16 protein-coding genes and 2 CRISPR repeat arrays (1 of these 18 cut by a window edge) are annotated in these 16413 nt (G+C 68.3%); of the genes, 11 read left to right on the top strand and 5 right to left on the bottom strand.

Features of this window, described 5'->3' with window-relative positions:
• Nucleotides 1-108: 108 nt before the first annotated feature.
• A complete protein-coding gene (locus ACIREO_RS35355) occupies nucleotides 109-1020 on the bottom strand; it encodes a LysR substrate-binding domain-containing protein (RefSeq protein ID WP_404117986.1) in 912 nt (303 codons plus the stop codon).
• A 144-nt stretch (nucleotides 1021-1164) separates the two neighbouring features.
• Here ACIREO_RS35355 and ACIREO_RS35350 point away from each other — a divergent pair, with 144 nt between their 5' ends.
• Nucleotides 1165-2076 carry an SDR family oxidoreductase gene (locus ACIREO_RS35350; protein WP_404117984.1) on the top strand — a complete coding sequence of 304 codons (912 nt, stop codon included), beginning with the start codon at nucleotides 1165-1167 and terminating at the stop codon, nucleotides 2074-2076.
• Between the two features lie 285 nt (nucleotides 2077-2361).
• On the opposite strand, the gene ACIREO_RS35345 is transcribed toward ACIREO_RS35350, so the two are convergent.
• Both ACIREO_RS35345 and ACIREO_RS35340 read right to left on the bottom strand, forming a co-directional pair.
• Nucleotides 2362-2910: an integrase gene (locus ACIREO_RS35345; protein WP_404117981.1), complete on the bottom strand. Its 549-nt coding sequence runs from the start codon at nucleotides 2908-2910 to the stop codon at nucleotides 2362-2364.
• Nucleotides 2911-3161: 251 nt separating this feature from the next.
• Nucleotides 3162-3551: a MerR family transcriptional regulator gene (locus tag ACIREO_RS35340; protein ID WP_404117978.1), complete on the bottom strand. Its 390-nt coding sequence runs from the start codon at nucleotides 3549-3551 to the stop codon at nucleotides 3162-3164.
• A 74-nt stretch (nucleotides 3552-3625) separates the two neighbouring features.
• On the opposite strand from ACIREO_RS35340, the gene ACIREO_RS35335 reads away from it, so the two are divergent.
• From ACIREO_RS35335 to ACIREO_RS35320, 4 genes are all read left to right on the top strand, one after another.
• Nucleotides 3626-3781: a hypothetical protein gene (locus ACIREO_RS35335; RefSeq protein WP_404117975.1), complete on the top strand. Its 156-nt coding sequence runs from the start codon at nucleotides 3626-3628 to the stop codon at nucleotides 3779-3781.
• A 95-nt stretch (nucleotides 3782-3876) separates the two neighbouring features.
• A complete protein-coding gene (locus tag ACIREO_RS35330) occupies nucleotides 3877-4971 on the top strand; it encodes a Gfo/Idh/MocA family protein (RefSeq protein WP_404117973.1) in 1095 nt (364 codons plus the stop codon).
• Between the two features lie 82 nt (nucleotides 4972-5053).
• A complete protein-coding gene (locus tag ACIREO_RS35325; RefSeq protein ID WP_404117971.1) occupies nucleotides 5054-5944 on the top strand; it encodes an MBL fold metallo-hydrolase in 891 nt (296 codons plus the stop codon).
• 292 nt (nucleotides 5945-6236) lie between these two features.
• Nucleotides 6237-7139, top strand: a complete 903-nt coding sequence (locus ACIREO_RS35320) for a DUF3626 domain-containing protein (protein WP_404117968.1) — start codon at nucleotides 6237-6239, stop codon at nucleotides 7137-7139.
• Nucleotides 7140-7151: 12 nt separating this feature from the next.
• Here the strand turns inward: ACIREO_RS35320 and ACIREO_RS35315 are convergent, their stop codons facing one another.
• Complete coding sequence (locus ACIREO_RS35315) at nucleotides 7152-7388, bottom strand: DUF5958 family protein (RefSeq protein WP_404117965.1); 237 nt, start codon at nucleotides 7386-7388, stop codon at nucleotides 7152-7154.
• On the opposite strand from ACIREO_RS35315, the gene ACIREO_RS35310 reads away from it, so the two are divergent.
• The 6 genes from ACIREO_RS35310 (at nucleotide 7290) to ACIREO_RS35285 (ending at nucleotide 13736) form a co-directional block, all read left to right on the top strand.
• Entirely contained in the window at nucleotides 7290-7799 is a 510-nt protein-coding gene (locus tag ACIREO_RS35310; protein ID WP_404117963.1) for a DUF397 domain-containing protein, read from the top strand. The two genes, ACIREO_RS35315 and ACIREO_RS35310, sit on opposite strands and share 99 nt — an antisense overlap.
• Nucleotides 7800-8049: 250 nt before the next feature.
• Nucleotides 8050-8310 (top strand): hypothetical protein, encoded by a 261-nt coding sequence (locus tag ACIREO_RS35305; RefSeq protein WP_404117960.1) that lies wholly within the window; start codon nucleotides 8050-8052, stop codon nucleotides 8308-8310.
• Between the two features lie 2 nt (nucleotides 8311-8312).
• Nucleotides 8313-8684, top strand: coding sequence for a fic family toxin-antitoxin system, toxin component (locus tag ACIREO_RS35300; protein ID WP_404118136.1), 372 nt, complete (start codon nucleotides 8313-8315; stop codon nucleotides 8682-8684).
• A gap of 382 nt (nucleotides 8685-9066) precedes the next feature.
• Complete coding sequence (locus tag ACIREO_RS35295; protein ID WP_404117957.1) at nucleotides 9067-10221, top strand: hypothetical protein; 1155 nt, start codon at nucleotides 9067-9069, stop codon at nucleotides 10219-10221.
• 40 nt (nucleotides 10222-10261) lie between these two features.
• A CRISPR array of direct repeats spans nucleotides 10262-11130; the repeat unit is 25 nt; unit sequence CCATCCCCGCACGCGCGGGGAGCAG.
• A gap of 204 nt (nucleotides 11131-11334) precedes the next feature.
• Complete coding sequence (locus ACIREO_RS35290; RefSeq protein ID WP_404117954.1) at nucleotides 11335-12492, top strand: ParA family protein; 1158 nt, start codon at nucleotides 11335-11337, stop codon at nucleotides 12490-12492.
• A complete protein-coding gene (locus ACIREO_RS35285) occupies nucleotides 12489-13736 on the top strand; it encodes a ParB/RepB/Spo0J family partition protein (RefSeq protein ID WP_404117951.1) in 1248 nt (415 codons plus the stop codon). The genes ACIREO_RS35290 and ACIREO_RS35285 overlap by 4 nt, the downstream gene beginning before the upstream one ends.
• A 537-nt stretch (nucleotides 13737-14273) precedes the next feature.
• On the opposite strand, the gene ACIREO_RS35280 is transcribed toward ACIREO_RS35285, so the two are convergent.
• Nucleotides 14274-14564 (bottom strand): hypothetical protein, encoded by a 291-nt coding sequence (locus ACIREO_RS35280; RefSeq protein WP_404117948.1) that lies wholly within the window; start codon nucleotides 14562-14564, stop codon nucleotides 14274-14276.
• 566 nt (nucleotides 14565-15130) lie between these two features.
• Nucleotides 15131-16413: a CRISPR direct-repeat array (repeat unit 29 nt; unit sequence GGGACCATCCCCGCGGGCGCGGGGAGCAG); it runs 332 nt beyond the window's last position.

The raw sequence follows: 16413 nt of genomic DNA, 5'->3' as shown, positions 1-16413 counted from the left end.
CTGCCTGGAAGTCAAGGATCGCGGCGATGCCCTCCTGGGGACCCGGTTCGATCACCCGGTCACGCGCCGAGCCGTAGTTCATGCAGATAGGGCCGCCCTTTGAAGGAGCTACGCCCTTCGGAGTGTGTCGCGACCGGTGAGATGCGATCGGGCTGTTTCGAGAAAGGCCGACACCAGGCGGTTGCGCTCGCGGGTGCGGGTGGCGATCACCACGTCGCACGGTTCGATTCCTTGGACGGGAACGGTCGTCAGATCGTGCCTGGGCGTGCTGCTCCCGTCGGCTGCCGGTGCTAGCGCGATGGCCTGTCCGCCGGCGATGGATTCGAGTTTGTCCGCGTGCGCCTCGACCAGCGGGCCGTCGGGTGCCGGGCGTCCGTCCGGTCGGGGGTCGAGGCGCCAGAAGGCGTCGTAGGCGGGGTCCGGGTAACGGATGAGGGGTTCGCCGGAGAAGTCGTCGAGGGTGACCGACTCCCTGCCCGCGAGGCGGTGCGTCGTCGGTACCAGGAGCACCCGGGGCTCCTGGTACAGAGGCGTCACCCGCAGCCTGTCGGTCGGGAACGGCTCTCGGGCGATGACCGCGTCCACGCGGTGGTCGAGCAGGGCCATGTGGACATCGCTCCAGTCCAGGTGCAGCGTGGTGACCTCGGCCTGGGGATGGCGGCTGCGCAGCTCGCGCACCGCGGGGGTGATGATGAGTCCGCCCACGTACCCGATGGTGACGGCGCCGGATGCAGCTGCGGCGCGGGTCGTCGTCGCGGCCAGTTCCGCGGAGCGCAGGAGTGCTTCCGCCTGGGGCAGGAACTCCTGTCCGGCCGCGGTGAGGCGGCAGCCCCTGGTGGTGCGGTCGAGCAGGCGGACGCCCAACCGCTTCTCAAGGCTCTGGATCTGCCGGCTCAGCGACGGTTGCGCAAGCCGCAGTTCGGCCGCTGCGCGGCGGAAGTTGCCGTGCTCGGCCACGACCGTGAAGTACCTCACTAGGCGAAGGTCGAAGTCGACCGGGGGTACGTGGGCGCTGGGCACTCCTGCATCGTACTCGTGATACCTGATCCGTATCGCGTGGTGCGGAACAGGTCTTGGACGCCGTGCTCCTGTCGCTCCTACCGTCACGGTACGAACCCGGCGCCGTGCGGCGGGCCAACCTGAAATCATCGAGGGATTCTCATCGTGCGTATTTTCGTCGCAGGGGCAACCGGGTACGTCGGATCTGCCATCGTGAGTGAGTTGCTGCAAGCGGGCCACGAGGTCGTGGGTCTCGCCCGTTCCGATGCCTCCGCCGCGACTCTGGCCAGGGCAGGCATCGCGGTGCACCGTGGTGACCTCGGTGACCTGGACAGCTTGCGCTCCGGCGCGGCGAAGGCGGACGGGGTGGTCTTCGCGGCAAACCAGCACATCTCCGAGACCACCGACTCTGCCGCTCGTGCACGGGTCGAGCTGAAGGCTGTGGAGGCGATCGGTTCGGAGTTGGAGCAGACCGGCAAGCCCTTCGTGGTCACCTCGGGGGTCATCGGCCGCACGCCGGGACAGGTGCTGACCGAGGAGACCCCGGCTGTTCCCAATGCCGTCACCGGCCTGCGGCTCCCGGTTGAGACATCCGTTCTGGCCCTGGGCGGGCGCGGGGTGCGCTCGTCGTCGGTACGGCTGGCGCCGACCGTGCACGGTCGGGGGGACACGCGCGGGTTCGTCTCGATGCTGATCGGTATCGCTCGTGCGAAGGGTGTCTCGGCCTTTGTCGGCGAGGGGGCGAACCGCTGGTCGTCGGTGCACCGGCGTGATGCCGCGGTCCTGTTCCGGCTGGCCGTGGAATCCGCCCCGCCCGGCACTCCGGTGCACGCGGTCGCGGAGGAGGGTGTGCGGTTCCGGGACATCGCCGAGGCCATCGGCCGTCAGCTGAAGCTTCCGGCGGTGGGTCTGACGGCCGAGGAGGCGAGCGGCCACTTCGGCCTTCTCGCCCTACTGGTGTCGCTCGACAACCCGACGTCCAGCGCGCTGACCCGGGAGCGCTTCGGCTGGGTTCCCGTGCACCCCGGGCTGATCGAGGACATCGAGGACGGTCATTACTTCAAGGACACGGCGTAAGGACGGTGGAAGTGCCGCTGAGCCCGCGCGCCGCGAACCCTGATGGGCGTAGCTCCTTCAAAGGGCGGCCCTACCTGCATGAACTACGGCTCGGCGCGTGACCGGGTGATCGAACCGGGTCCCCAGGAGGGCATCGCCGCGATCCTTGACTTCCAGGCAGTCGATCTTGGTCCGGCCCGCGCGTGACCTGAGGATTTCGAATCGATCTACGCGGCGCTCAGCCCGGCCAGTAAGGCAAATGCCCAGCTCAGTCTGCCCCTTGAAAGGAGCTACACCCGTCGGAGATCAATCCATGAACTCGGCGCTGCTTCGCCCGGCATCGCGGCGAAAGTCGGGCATGCCGAGATGAACGGTGGAGGGCTGCGCCGTACGGACGCGCATTTCCTCCAGCTTCTGCGCGGCGGCGGCCATGGTGGTCTCGATGGCGGCGACCTCGCCGAGCCAGCCCTGGTCCTTGGCCTCCTGGAGGCGGTCGATGAGGTTGGCGTGGATCTCCTGCAGACGAGGCATCTGGGCCGGGTCAACGAGAAGTAGGGGACATCTGACACAGGCGTTTTCATCCTGGCAAGGGGGCGCGTAGTCGCGGCCACAGGTTCCCAGGGCGACCTTGCGGAGCTCGAAGTGGGCCAGGAACTCGTCCCACTCGGTGACGGTGAGCTCGCGGTACTCCTCGCTGGGCCGCTCGGTTCTGCGGCGGGCGATGAAGGCCCGATGATGAGAGATCACGTCCTCCGAGTAGATCGCGGCATAGCTCATGGTCGTGTCCAGAGCGGCGTGGCCGCAGATCTTCGCGGCGATATGCGGGGGCAGCCCAGAGCGGATGGCGTCGGTCACGAAGATCCTTCTGAAGTCATGGGGGCGCCATTCGAGCGGATTGCCGGCCACAGTGATCTGGGCGGACTGCGAGGTCAGACCTTCTCGCCACTGCGGTGCGCGGTCGTCGCCATGCACGCCGGACGCCGCGGGGACTCTGCTGATGCCCGCGGGCGCGGATCGACGGGTACGGCCCGCGGGCACGCCGCACCGCCCGGCCCGGGGCCCGAGGTCGCGGAGGGCGCCTGGCAGCCTCTGCGGCAGCAGTGTGCCTACGCCACGCCGAGGGAAGCCCGCTCGGTCTTCGCGCGGCTGACGGCCTCCATGTAGCCGTCGATGGCGTCCCGGTTGAGAGTGAGGCAGTCGATGCGGGCCGTCATCCTCTCGCGCTCGCGTGCGAGGAGCGCCAGCAGCTCCGGGTCCGCGTCCTCGACCACGATCTCGCGGGGCTTGTCGAGGCACGGCAGGATCTGCTTGATGATCCGGGTGGGGATTCCGCTGTCGATCAATCCGCGAATCTGGATTACCCGGTCGACCAGGTAGTCGTCGTACTCGCGGTACCCGTTGGCCAGCCTTTGTGGCTCGATCAGCCCCTGGGTCTCGTAGTACCGCAGCGATCGGGCCGGTGTGTCCGTGAGCTTCCCCAGCTCTCCGATACGCATGTGGCCCTCCTCATGTAGTGCCCGGGGCCTCCGGGCTTGACCTTGACATTAGTGTCAAGGTCAAGGATAGGGCTATGACGCACGTACGATCACCGGCTTCGCGGTACCACCGGGGTGAGAGCCGGGACGGGGCCGGTCGGCAGCCCCTGGTCGTCACGACCTCGGCGGACGCCGCCACGGCTTCCCCGGCCCCCGCCCGGCGCCGCCGGAGCGACCCGGCGGCAGGGTGAACCGTGACCTGGCAACGCGAGGTCGCCCGGCCGCGCGCAGACCCGCACACAACACTGGGCCCCACGACGAGCCCGTACACGTGAAGGAGCAGGACATGACCACGCAGGCTATCCGGGTCGGGCTCATCGGAGCAGGCGGCTGGGCTTCCTACGGACACATCCCCGCGCTGCGGGCACTGCCCGAGTACGAGGTGACCGCCGTATCCGCACGCCGCAAGGAATCAGCGCAGAAGGCAGCCGACAAGTTCGGCATCCCGCACGCCTACGACGACCCCCACGAGCTGATCAACGACGCGGACGTCGACCTGGTAGCAGTGGTGACCCCCTCCCCCGACCACGCACCGCTCGTGCGGGCCGCCATCGAGGCCGGCAAGGACGTCTACAGCGAGTGGCCGCTCACCACCCGCACCACCGACTCCGAGGAACTCCTCGCCCTGGCCGAGGCCAAGGGCGTACGGCACATCGTCGGCCTCCAGCGCCGCCTCGGCCCCGCCAACCGCTACGCCCGCGACCTCATCACGCAGGGATACGTCGGCGACCTGCGGGCCGCCCGCATCTCGGTCGGAGTGGACGCGTTCGGCCCGGTCATGCCGGACAAGGTCGAGTGGACCATCGACGCCGGCAACTTCACCCACGTCCTCTCCGTCTACGGTGGACACTTCCTCGACGTCCTGTTCCGCCTCGTCGGCCCGCCCAAGGACCTCACCGCCCTCACCGCGACCCAGTTCCCCGCCATCACCCTGGCAGAGAGCGGCAAGGCGATCGCTTCCGCCAAACCCGACCAGGTCATGGCAATTGGCACCCTGGCCGGCGGGGGCCTGTTCTCCGTCCAGTTGGAGGGCGGCCAGAAGTTTCCCACCGGCCTGCAGATCGACATCACCGGCACTGAAGGCGTCCTGCGCCTCACCAACAACCGCGCGTTTGAGAACACCGAGGACAACACCCTCCACGGCGTCAATACCGACAGCGGCGACCACGCGGCACTCACCGTGCTCCCCGCGCCCGAGGAATACCGGACTCTGCCCGACTCCTCGCTCGACGAAAGCGTCCAGGACCTCGCTCACCTGTACGCCGCGTTCGCCCGCGACAAGGCCGACGGCACCACCGAGGCGACCACCTTCGCCGACGCCGTGACCCAGCACCGCCTGATCGACAAGATCCAGCGGGCGTCCGAGGCATTCCCGGCATAACCCGGCCGCCGCTCCCCTTCCCGATCCCGCGACCTGCGGCTTCCCGCCCGCGCCGAATCCCCGACCACAAGGAACACCCACGATGAACAGCACACCGTCGAATCAGAGCGAGCGACTGCGCCGGCCTTCGGGCCTGCGGTCCCTGACGCTCGGCGGCACGAAGGTGACCTACGTACCGGACGGAGCGGTGAAGTTCTCACCGCGCGGCTGGCTCCCGGAAAGCACCGACGAGGCATGGGCCGCCCACCCCGAGTATCTGGACGAGACCGGCCAGCTCACCGGGTCCATCGGCGCCCTGCTGGTCGAACACGGCGAGCGCGCCCTGCTGATCGACGCCGGCTTCGGACCCCAGACGATGCCGGCCGAACCCGGCAGCCCCATCGGTGCCCTCCACGGCGGCGAACTGCTGGACAACCTGGCCCGCGCCGGCCGAAGCCCCCAGGAGATCGAGGCGGTGGCCATCACCCACCTGCACGGCGACCACGTCGGCTGGCTCTCCCCGCAGCTTCCCGGCAGCGACCTGTCCGCCTTCCCGCATGCCGAGTACCTGCTCACCGAGCCCGAGTGGGCCGCGCGCGAGCACATGGCGGCGCACGGCGTGGGCAAGACACAGATCGACGCGATGGCCCCCAGGGTCCGCACCGTGACGGACGGACAGGAGATCTTCCCCGGCGTGACGGTCCGGCTCATGCCCGGCCACACTCCCGGCCACACGGCTTACGAGATCACCTCCGGTGAGCAGCGGATCATCGCCTTCGGCGACGCCATGCACTCACCGATCCAGATCAGCCACCCCCAGTGGTCCGCCGCCCCCGACCACGACACCGCACAGTCCACGCACTACCGCCGCCAACTCGTCGCGAGCCTCCAGGAACCCGGCACGACCGGCTTCGGTATCCACTTCGCCGACATGGTCTTCGGCCACGCCCGCCAGGACGACAACGGGCCCGTCTGGCACCCCGTCGACGCCTGACCCCGCCCGCAAGGGTCAACCCTGCACCTGGCCCCCTGTCGTGGCGTATCTGGGTCATGCTCCACCCTGGCCTGCCACGCCAAAGGGCGGGAAATGCAAGATCAAATGACGCACCGCAGGGTCACCGGCCTCTCCCTAATCCTTCATCGCCCAGCAGCTGTCGTACGCCGTTGCAACAACGAACGGGAAGGGACAGCACGGTCGTTGCCGATCAATACCCCGTGAAGCCGGAACTGGCTGTCGGTAGACAACCCATGTGCACGGGTTGATCAAGCTGGGGAACACTGGGCCGATGAGCTCCACAGCCTCCCTCCAGGCATCGCAGGAACGTGCCCTTCGGCATGTCACGAAACTGGCGTCAGGCTCTCCGGTCGACTCGACGCTGCGAGTAACCCTCAACTTCCACCCGGACCGTCTGCTGCACGGCATGCCGATCCTGGATGCCTTGGCCGAGGACGGCGTCTACCGATCGCAGTTCGTCACGGGGACCAGCAACGGCGGACTGACCGCTCATCCAGGTGGCGACCGGTGGCGCTGGGAGAGCCGGATCTTCGACGGGGCGTACGACGAAGCGACTGCGCACGAACGGCCCGTCTACGGAGCGTTGAACTTCCGTCGCAAGCCGGTAGGTGGAGCGCCGCGGTTCGGCTCGGCTCACTTCCGGCTGACGGCCGAGACGCTGACGCGGACCACGTTCTGCTACCCGGACAGCTTCCTTGAACCTTCGGATTTCGGTGTCGCGGCCCGCATGGGGCTCCTCGATCTTGCCCTCGCCGATCGTCAGGACGAGCTTGACGACTACATAGAGGCGCAGGTGCACGGGCCGGTCCGGTTGCACTGCCATGTGGAGGCGCTGGTGCTGGACCCCTGTTACCGGGGCACGAAGGTCGAGACCGCGGCTCTGAGTCTTGGCTGCCCCGTCGAGTGGCACCCCGGCTTCCGACTCGGGATTGAAGAACTCCGCGGTCACCCCGGCTACCGCGGTCAGGAATACGTCGACTTGGGCATTCAGATCGCGGCCGATGGCGTGCTCGATCCTCGGATCATCGGAGTTGCTGCACGTGACGGCCTCCATGACCCCCAAGCGGTCAAGAAGGTATGGCACTACCTGGCGCGATTCGGGATGCTCTCGAAGGCCACCGACAGAGCGGTGACTCCGGCAGCGTCTGACAGAACCCTTCCGCCGGAGAAATAGTCCGCTGCTGAATCAGCGCTGCCCCCACGGCTCCTCGACTGCCGTCGGCAGGTGGTGCCATGCGTGTCCGCAAGTGCCCTTGCAGTCCATCTCTCTGCGTCGGGGATCAGCGACGGCGAACACGGAGGTGAGGACACGGAACGCCTTCACGTGCTCGTCGTCGGGGAGGTTGGCAAACCCGTAGCGAGACGGGTCCATACAGATCATCGCCGAGGGGTTTGCCGTGGGCTTCACCCCGGAGCGCGCCACGCCGGCGCTACGACAACCCGGGTTGTCGGCGAGCAATGCGGAGGCTCGTCGCAGAACCTCGGGTATCAGCCCCGTGCCCGGGCCCGTGCCGACAGCGGCGACGGACGCTCGGACGCCCCCAGCACCTACCCTGCTGGGGTCGGTCCACGAAGACCCACCCCAGCTCGAATCGCTCTACCGCCACGGAGAATCTGCGTGCCTCTTTCGGTGAACGGATGGCACAAGAGCACCTACAGCGGCGACTTCGAGGACGCCTGCGTAGAGGCCCAGGCGCGACCGGACCACGCTGGTGTACTGATCCGGGACTCCAAGGACCGTCACCGCATCCCTGTGGTCGTCTCTGCCACCGCCTGGTCGACGGGGACACGATGGCTTGCTGCAGTCGCCGACGAGCCACCGTGTGCGCGGTGAGGTGGCGTCGCCGGGCCGAAAGCCCATAACAGGCGTGGGCAGAGTCGGCGCCTCCGAGCGCTCGCTCGGCATCGCTTCCCCCCTCACCTTCGACCTCCGCTGACTCACAAGCGCTCGCCTCCCTCGCTTCACGTCTTGGCCCGAACGATGCAGCAGGTGTTCGCTCTCGGGCCCATGGGTGATTACAGACAGAGCCCTCAGACGCGAGCCAACACTTCCCTTACTGCTACCACCCTGCTACCTTTCCTGTATGGCATCCCAGAAGAAGCAGACTCAGCTCCGGCTCGAGCCCGGCGTGCTCGCGGCAGGTAAGGACGCCGCAGCAGCTCGCGGCCTCGATTTCAACCGGTACGTCGAGCGGCTCATCGCCGAGGACACGTCCGGTGCCAGGGCCGCAGGGATGACGAGCGCCCAGCGCCTCCTGGACGAGCACGGCTCCTTCCTCGACGCCCTCGAGAAGGACCTCGACATCCAGCACTCCCCCGCACCCAGCCGGAGTGCCGCTGCGTGAGCATGTCCCTGCATATAGACCTCTCCTGGATCCTCGAAGTAGCCGAACGCGCCGGCCATCAGGATCCCGCCCCCGAAGACCTGGGAGTCCCCCTCGCCGCGGTCGCTCGTCACCGCGCCCACCTTCTGGAGACCCCCGTCTACCAAGGCGCCTTCGCCAGAGCTGCGGCCCTGGTGCACACCTTGGGGCGGCTGCGCTGGCTGGAGCAGTCCAACCTGAGCGTGGCCTGCGCCGTCGCCGTGATGTACCTCGAGGCCAGCGGCGTATCTGTGGCACCGACACGGGAGCAGCTGTCAGCACTGGCACGTGAGCTGTACGACCCGAAATGCACAGCCGCACGCATCGCGGTGCACCTGCGGACCTGGCGGGACTGAGACCGGTGCTCGTGTTGTCCGCGGACAACACGAACTCCACCACCGGCTGAAGACCCGATCACAGCGGCAATGGCTTCCCGTTCGCCGTGAACTCGGGCGGCGCACACCAGGTCGCTCGGAGTTGTCCCGCTGCCGGCCCAGGCCGCGGTGGTTCCAGATGGCGTTGGCTCGCAAGGCCCGATGGGTGGCCCCAAGCTGACATGGCGTCGTTGGACGCCGAGGCCGCGTTATGGGTGCCGCCGGGCATCTACGCTCAATGCCCGGGCGGTAATGATCGCGCCGGATGGGTTCCGAGGGGGAGTAAGCGATGCGCGCGGGGTGGATAAGGCTGTGGAAGTGGACGGCGTATGGCGGGATCGGACTGAGCCTGTATGCGGGCTGGTTGACGGTCGATGACATCCGGGACCACGCCTCCAGCGAGGACGACATCAGCGCGGCGTGTGATCGGCTTGTGTCCGGGGCCGCGGTGATGGACCTACAGGGCGGGATGATCCGGGCAAAGGGCAGCGACTACGAGGAGTCCAGACTCGATGTGGACGAGCTGCCCGGTTCCTGCACCGTCTACAAGGTGCCTGGTCCCGGCAAGACCACGGGACTGTTCACGCTGACTGTGCGGGGCAGCGACACTTCCACGCCGTTGTACTGGATCGGTGATGACGGTGATCTCGAGCCGTTCCGTGACAGTCGCGGAAGTCAGAAATCCGATGTCACCGCGATCGCTGACCGGCGCCCCGAACCGCGACCGATCGGCGATGGCGCACTGGGCCGGTACGGAAACGGGTACACCACCATCCGCGCCGAGTGCGGCGCGGGCAGCCGTGCGACGGCTCCGAAGCTGCTGAACGTTACGGCCCGCGCCGACTACGAGGACGTTTCCGCAGCGGACCGTGAACGCCTCGCCCACATCGCCCGCTCGGCCGCCGAGAAGCTCACCGACCGGATCGGCTGCCGGACCCAGCTGCCCGCCCTGCCTGACCGCCAGTTGGCGTCCGTACCGTCTGCCCTCCGACCCGCGCAGTCGGCGGACGGCTCATGCCTCTGGTTTGCCCGGCACGTCAAGGAACGAGAACAAGGCCGACTGCCCGACCGTGCCCTCGCGGCACCGGCCCGGGACTCATACCCCGTCGAAGGCTGCCTCCTGGCGGTCAGCCCCGACCAGGTGAGCCGTATTGCCGACGGCTTGCACGACGACGACCGCGATTACGCACGCAGTGCACTCACTCACTCGCCATGGTGGCTGCGCACCAGCTCCTACTTCGGCGCGGAGGCGCACACGGTGGGATACGACGGCCTTGGTGACGAGGACGAGGTCATCACGGCGGGAACAGCCGGACACGCAAACGGCGCGTGGTGGGCCTCCTCCATCTGCGACGGCAAGCCTGCCCTGCACACCCTCAGCTCCAGCTACACCTATGACAACGTGCTCGGCCCCGAGACGCTGTCGGCGCTGTTCCACGCGTACGTCGACGACATCACCGAGCGGCGCGGCTGCACCCACGTGAAGTACCCGGACACGAAGGACTTCCGTGCCCCCTGAGCACCACCCCGTACTGAGCACGTCATCTGGCGGATGACGCCAACTCGGAGACCCGCGGGGAGCAGGCCCTGATCCAGGACTCCGACACCGTCGGCATGGGGCCATCCCCGCGCGGGGAGCAGGGCGTGTTCATCGTGCCGCAGATGTCCGCCCCGGGACCATCCCCGCACGCGCGGGGAGCAGGTCAAGGGCAGCTTCAACCTGGACGACGTCCTGGGACCATCCCCGCACGCGCGGGGAGCAGACACGGCGTACTCGCTGTTCCGGATCGTCACAGGGGCCATCCCCGCGCGCGCGGGGAGCAGAGCCAGGGGCCGTTGGCGCCGGGAACGGCCGGGGGGCCGCACGCGCGGGGAGCAGTGGTGACTACGTGTTCACACCATTTGTTGAAGGGGGCCATCCCCGCACGCGCGGGGAGCAGGAAGCCGCGTACCGCAGCACGAGCTGGGCCAGGGGGCCATCCCCGCACGCGCGGGGAGCAGTGTGCGGCCGGCGGCCGTGCGCACCGTGGCGGGGGGCCATCCCCGCACGCGCGGGGAGCAGTCGTTCACTCGCCGCACCCGCGCCGACCGCCAGGGGCCATCCCCACACGCGCGGGGAGCAGGATCAGGGTCTCGCGGGCCTGCTGGCGGTCCGGGGGCCATCCCCGCACGCGCGGGGAGCAGAGGTAGGCGATGCCTGGCCGGCACGCCTTGAGGGGGCCATCCCCGCACGCGCGGGGAGCAGGCTTCTCGTCGGATGGGCGGCTTGTCCGGGTCTGGGCCATCCCCGCACGCGCGGGGAGCAGACTGCTCACCGCTCTGCCGCAGCCGGGTCAGGGGGGCCATCCCCGCACGCGCGGGGAGCAGGCGCCGGATGTCGACGGGCCGGATCCGGGGGAGGGGCCATCCCCGCACGCGCGGGGAGCAGACTCGCTGACCTGGTGTTCCATCGACGACCAGCCCGGTTTTGATGCACTTTCAGCGAATCAGACATTCACTCCCTCTCCACCCCAAATTCGCCGACTTCGCTCATGGGTCCGCCTCAAGCATCGCTCCCCCATCGGTGTGACACGCCGGAAATTCCCGACCCCGCCTGCGTCACAACTCCCAGCAAGGTGAGTAAGGTAACCACATGACCGTCCCATACTCCCCCGATGACAGGGAAAAGGTAGTCGCCAAGCTGCCGGCGGCCTTGAGGCAAGAACTCAAGGTCAGAGCAGCCGAGTTCGGCGTCGACATCAAGGACGCCGTGACCGAAGGCGTCCAGGCATGGCGTGCAGATGACGCCGAGCGCTCCCCCGTGGACACCACAGGGGGCAGCTCGTTCTCCACCTATCTCCCCACCGGGCTGTACGGGGAGTTCAAGGACGACTGCAAGCAGCGCGGCATCCCCTTCAACCAGGGCATCGCCCAGGCAATCCGCCTGTGGCTCGACACCCACCCCTCCCCCCGCAGAGGCACAACGCGGCCCAGCTGGGCTCGCCGGCTCATCTTCGGCAACCAGAAGGGCGGGGTGGGCAAGACCGCCACGTCCTCCGGTGTCGCGCAGGCGCTGGCCGAAGCAGGCAACCGCGTCCTGCTCATCGACTTCGACCCCCAGGGCCACCTCACCAAGCAGCTCGGGTACGAGCTGTTCGACATCGAAGCCCCCAGCCTGGCCAAGCACATGCTCGGCGAGGCGAAGGGAGACCTCCGCGACCTGCTCGTCCCGATAGAGGACAGTGCCTTCAGCGGGCGGCTGTTCATGCTGCCGGCCTGCAAGGACGCGTTTCTGCTCGATGCCAAGCTCGCCACCAGCCGGTTCGTACGCATCAAGGAGACTGCGCTCGAGAAGGCTCTGGAGCCACTGGAGAGAGAGTTCGACTACATCGTGGTCGACTGCCCGCCCAGCCTCGGGTACACGATGGACACGGCCCTGTACTACTGCCGCACACGCGAAGACGAGACGCCGGGCCTGTCCGGCATCTTCATCCCTGTGCTCGCGGAGGACTCGTCCGCTGACGCGTACGACATGCTCTACGACCAGATCCAGGACCTGTGTGCCGACATGGAGGTCGAGATCTCAATGCTCGGGTTCATCGTCAACATGTATGACAGCCGCAAGGGTTACATCGCCACATCCTCGCTCCACAGCTGGAAGGAGATCGGCGACCCGCCGGTCGTCGGTGTCATGCCTGAGCTCAAGGAGCAGCGCGAGTCCGTGCGCCTCAAGCAGCCCCTGCTGTCCTACGCCCCGGAATGCGAGCAGTCCGAGATCATGCGGGCCGTTGCTCGGAAGGTCATGTCATGAGTGTCGCCGACCGACTCGGCACGGGCGCGTCCTTCGGGGGCGTACCGCGTGGCCGAAGTGCCCGTGGCCGGGCGAAGGCCATAGTGCAGGGCGATGTTCCCGCGTACGAGCTGCGGCGCCTACCGTTGGAGGACGTCGCCCCGACGCCGCTCAACCCCCGCCGCAACTTCGGTTCCGAGGAAGACCTCACCCGCTTCGGTGAGGAGCTGCGCATTGCCCAGCTCGCAGCGTGCGTCGCCGTATCCCGTCCCGCGTACCTGAGTCTGTGGCCCGAGCACGAGGCGCAGATCGGCGACTCCGCCTACGTGCTGGTGAATGGCGAGCGGCGATTCCGCAGCGCGGTCCATGTAGCTCTGGAGGCCTTGGACTTCGTCGTACGCGACGATCTGGCGGCCTCCCGCGAGGAGTTCGTCGATCACCTGCTCAAGGAGAACCTTGAGCGGGAGGACTTCGATGTCGTGGAACGTGCGCGCGGCGTCCTCGAACTCGTGCGGGTGTGCAGCGAGGAGTCGGAGAAGGGCGCCCGCACCCGGGCCGCCAAGCGGCTCGGGCGTGACCGTTCTTGGGTCACCAACCAGCTCGCTCTCCTGGAACTCCCCGCTGAGCTACAGGCGATGCTCAGCTCAGGCTCTCTCCCCGAGCGTGACGGCCGTCTGCTCGCGCGGCGGCTGAAGGACGAGCCAGGACTCGACGGGGCCGTGTTGCTGGCCCATCTCAAGGAAACCCGCGAGCAGGAGGTCCGCGCGCGCGAGGAGGAGAAGCTTCTCCTGCAGCGAGCCAAGCAGACCGCTGCTGCACCTGCTGCCCCGGCCGGCAACGCGGGACCGGTGGACCACTCCCCCGCCCCGGGTTCCGTGTTGTCCGCGGACAACAAACCGCGCGAGACGGAGGCCAAGGCCGATCAATCAGCTTCGGATCCGACGCTGTCTCCTGCGGATCCCGCTCCCGCCGAAGAGCACGTGTTGTCCGCGGACAACACGGATGTCGCCGAGCCGAACTCGTCGGCATCGGTCGTTCGCATCCCCGCTCCCGTGTTGTCCACGGACAACACGACCCGCACGGCCGGGGCTCCGGCTGAGACGAATCCCCGGGGGAACGAGGCGGCCGAACCGGCGAATGAGCGCAGCATGCTCCTGGTGCGCCAGCTCGGCGCATCCGTCGAGGAACAGGCGCGCACTCTCGCGTCCGGGCTTCCCCCCGAGCAGCTGACGCAGCTGATCGAGGAGCTCCACGCGTACGTGTGAACGCACTCATTGGTGCGCTTGGGGTCGTCCGACCCCAGGCGCACCTGTTTTTCTGCGGCTACGAGGTTGCTGGGCATCCGAGCCAGGCTACGGACCGCCTGAGGACAAGCGATGCCTCCACCGCGTATCGAAGAACGCGGGCCGACGGGCCATAGGCCTCTGTGTCTTCCTGCCGCTGGGCCAGAGCGTCGGGCGGTGGGCCGGGTCACCATCCAGAATCTTGACTCGCAGAGTACGTCCGACCCTGGATACCGAGCTGGGCTCCCCCGCCTGACAGCCGGTCAGTTCGGAGTTGTGCACTTAGCTTGATCTTTAACCTAGAGATCCGAACGGTTCGTCGTACTTGATCACTCGGAGTGGTAACTGCTGTACGTGCGGGCGGCCTTCGGCTGAGTATGTGATTCGACCAAGGAAGTGGTCCTGCCACTGGCCACCCCGCTTCGGTGTCCGGTTCGGAGGTAACGGCCCAATCCACGCCTACTGCGCGTCAGACAATGGCACGCCTGGACAAGCGACCAGGCGAACTGGAGTGAACGGCTACCCGTCGCTGGAGCCACCGGCCTGGTCGGCAGCTGTCCACCAAGAGATCACTCGGGAAGCCATCGCTTCCGGCCGCAGGCCCAGAGGATCGAGACCGAAGTGATCCTCCAGCTCGTGCCGCAGGTAATCGCCGATCTCCTGCTGGTCGGCGCCATCCCGGAGCTGCTGGAGCAGCGGGGCGAGCATGCAGTCGTACTCATCCTGCACATCGTCTGCGACGCCGATCGGATCCCACTCATTGAGCAGATGCCGCAGGCCGTGCTCGGTGACGTTGGTACCAGGTCGCATCGGTCCAGGGTGCCACCCAGGACCCACCGTCATCACTCGACCCCACTGTGATCCAAACGAAACAGCCTAGCCCTTCCAAAACGTTCTCCACCTTCTCGATGGCCGCGAACACACCGAACAAAACGAGCTTGGTGACTCGACCGAGAATCGTGGTGCCGACCTGGTTCTCAGCTGCCGCATCAGATCCTCATACAGGGGTTAAGCGACAGCGCCAGCCGCCCACGGGCCGCTCCGACACCCAGGACCTCCGTGTTGTCCGCGGACAACACAGCCCAAGACGAGCGCGCCCCTGCCGGCGCCGGCTCCCCCGCGCACTGTCCTGTCTCACTGAACATCGAGGGTCTCGTCGAACCCTGAGCGGCCTGATCACGGGGCTGCGCTAACGGCCGGTTGGCGACTCCGACGGAGATGACTAAGCAGCTCTGTGCGCGGCAAGAGCCTGCTGGTATCCGGCTGACGCCTCCGCCGGAGTCTTGAACGGCGGGTCGGGTGCCGATGAGGCTGTCAACCCAGGGGGTGCCTGTGGCTGTCGGGGGAGGAGAGGGCGGGGGAATCAGGATCAATCAGGGGCCATCCCCGCAGGCGCGGGGAACATGTTCGTAGCGTGACCGGCGCCCCCTGTCAGTCGGGACCATCCCCGCGGACGCGGGGAGCAGCGCGTCTCGCTCTCGTATGCGCCGTGCGCGCCGGGACCATCCCCGCGGGCGCGGGGAGCAGGTCATGGACTCGCCCAGCGCGTGGACCTTGGTGGGACCATCCCCGCGGGCGCGGGGAGCAGTCGAAGAGCCCTTTGAGCGGCCCGTCGCAGAGGGGGCCATCCCCGCGGGCGCGGGGAGCAGGTAGCGGGCCATCAGTTCTCCTTGTTGGTGAGGGGACCATCCCCGCGGGCGCGGGGAGCAGTCGATGGGGATCTCGCGGATCTCCGGGGCCGGGGGACCATCCCCGCGGGCGCGGGGAGCAGCGCCGCCCAGTAACCCGCCCCATCTCGCCCCCGGGACCATCCCCGCGGGCGCGGGGAGCAGCTCCTGGGTCCGGCTGCCTGCCGCCTCGGCGCGGGACCATCCCCGCGGGCGCGGGGAGCAGTCCAGCTCCCAGGTGTACGAGAACCGCCAGATGGGACCATCCCCGCGGGCGCGGGGAGCAGTAGGGCCCAGCCTGCTGGCGACGTTCTCGAACGGGACCATCCCCGCGGGCGCGGGGAGCAGTCATGCCCACCCTGAACGATCCTGGCTTGCCCGGGACCATCCCCGCGGGCGCGGGGAGCAGTGGTGTTGATCCTTGCATCGGTTGTGCCGGATGGGACCATCCCCGCGGGCGCGGGGAGCAGTCAGCGGACCCGGCTGCCGGTGCGAAGGCACGGGGACCATCCCCGCGGGCGCGGGGAGCAGGGCTTCAGGGCCCCTCACCCGACCCTCCGCTCGGGACCATCCCCGCGGGCGCGGGGAGCAGCTGCCACTTCTCGGGCAGCTCGGCCTTCGCCCGGGACCATCCCCGCGGGCGCGGGGAGCAGGCCTGCGTCTCCCGGGCGGCGAGCACGAGCCCGGGACCATCCCCGCGGGCTCGGGGAGCAGGAATTCGGGAGACGCGCCACGCAGTGCCGCCGGGGACCATCCCCGCGGGCGCGGGGAGCAGGACTCCCCCCGGAGTGGTCAGATGCTGGTCTCGGGACCATCCCCGCGGGCGCGGGGAGCAGTCCAGGTCGGTGCCGACGACCGGCACGGCCAGGGGACCATCCCCGCGGGCGCGGGGAGCAGGAGAAGAAGCTCGCGGCGGGCGTGGGCGACGAGGGACCATCCCCGCGGGCGCGGGGAGCAGCGTAACTCATGATGGCATCGGCTGGATCATTCGG

The organism is Streptomyces sp. NPDC102441 (assembly GCF_044765585.1).
Classification (GTDB): domain Bacteria; phylum Actinomycetota; class Actinomycetes; order Streptomycetales; family Streptomycetaceae; genus Streptomyces.
The sequence above is the reverse complement of the archived record's forward strand: the minus strand, read 5'-3'. Positions and strand labels throughout refer to the sequence as shown.

Coding starts and splice junctions, on each gene's coding strand:
- ACIREO_RS35300 (WP_404118136.1), top strand. CDS start 8,313: ATGTCCCTGCATATAGACCTCTCCTGGATCCTCGAAGTAGCCGAACGC.
- ACIREO_RS35285 (WP_404117951.1), top strand. CDS start 12,489: ATGAGTGTCGCCGACCGACTCGGCACGGGCGCGTCCTTCGGGGGCGTA.
- ACIREO_RS35325 (WP_404117971.1), top strand. CDS start 5,054: ATGAACAGCACACCGTCGAATCAGAGCGAGCGACTGCGCCGGCCTTCG.
- ACIREO_RS35320 (WP_404117968.1), top strand. CDS start 6,237: ATGAGCTCCACAGCCTCCCTCCAGGCATCGCAGGAACGTGCCCTTCGG.
- ACIREO_RS35330 (WP_404117973.1), top strand. CDS start 3,877: ATGACCACGCAGGCTATCCGGGTCGGGCTCATCGGAGCAGGCGGCTGG.
- ACIREO_RS35305 (WP_404117960.1), top strand. CDS start 8,050: ATGGCATCCCAGAAGAAGCAGACTCAGCTCCGGCTCGAGCCCGGCGTG.
- ACIREO_RS35335 (WP_404117975.1), top strand. CDS start 3,626: ATGACGCACGTACGATCACCGGCTTCGCGGTACCACCGGGGTGAGAGC.
- ACIREO_RS35280 (WP_404117948.1), bottom strand. CDS start 14,564: ATGCGACCTGGTACCAACGTCACCGAGCACGGCCTGCGGCATCTGCTC.
- ACIREO_RS35340 (WP_404117978.1), bottom strand. CDS start 3,551: ATGCGTATCGGAGAGCTGGGGAAGCTCACGGACACACCGGCCCGATCG.
- ACIREO_RS35290 (WP_404117954.1), top strand. CDS start 11,335: ATGACCGTCCCATACTCCCCCGATGACAGGGAAAAGGTAGTCGCCAAG.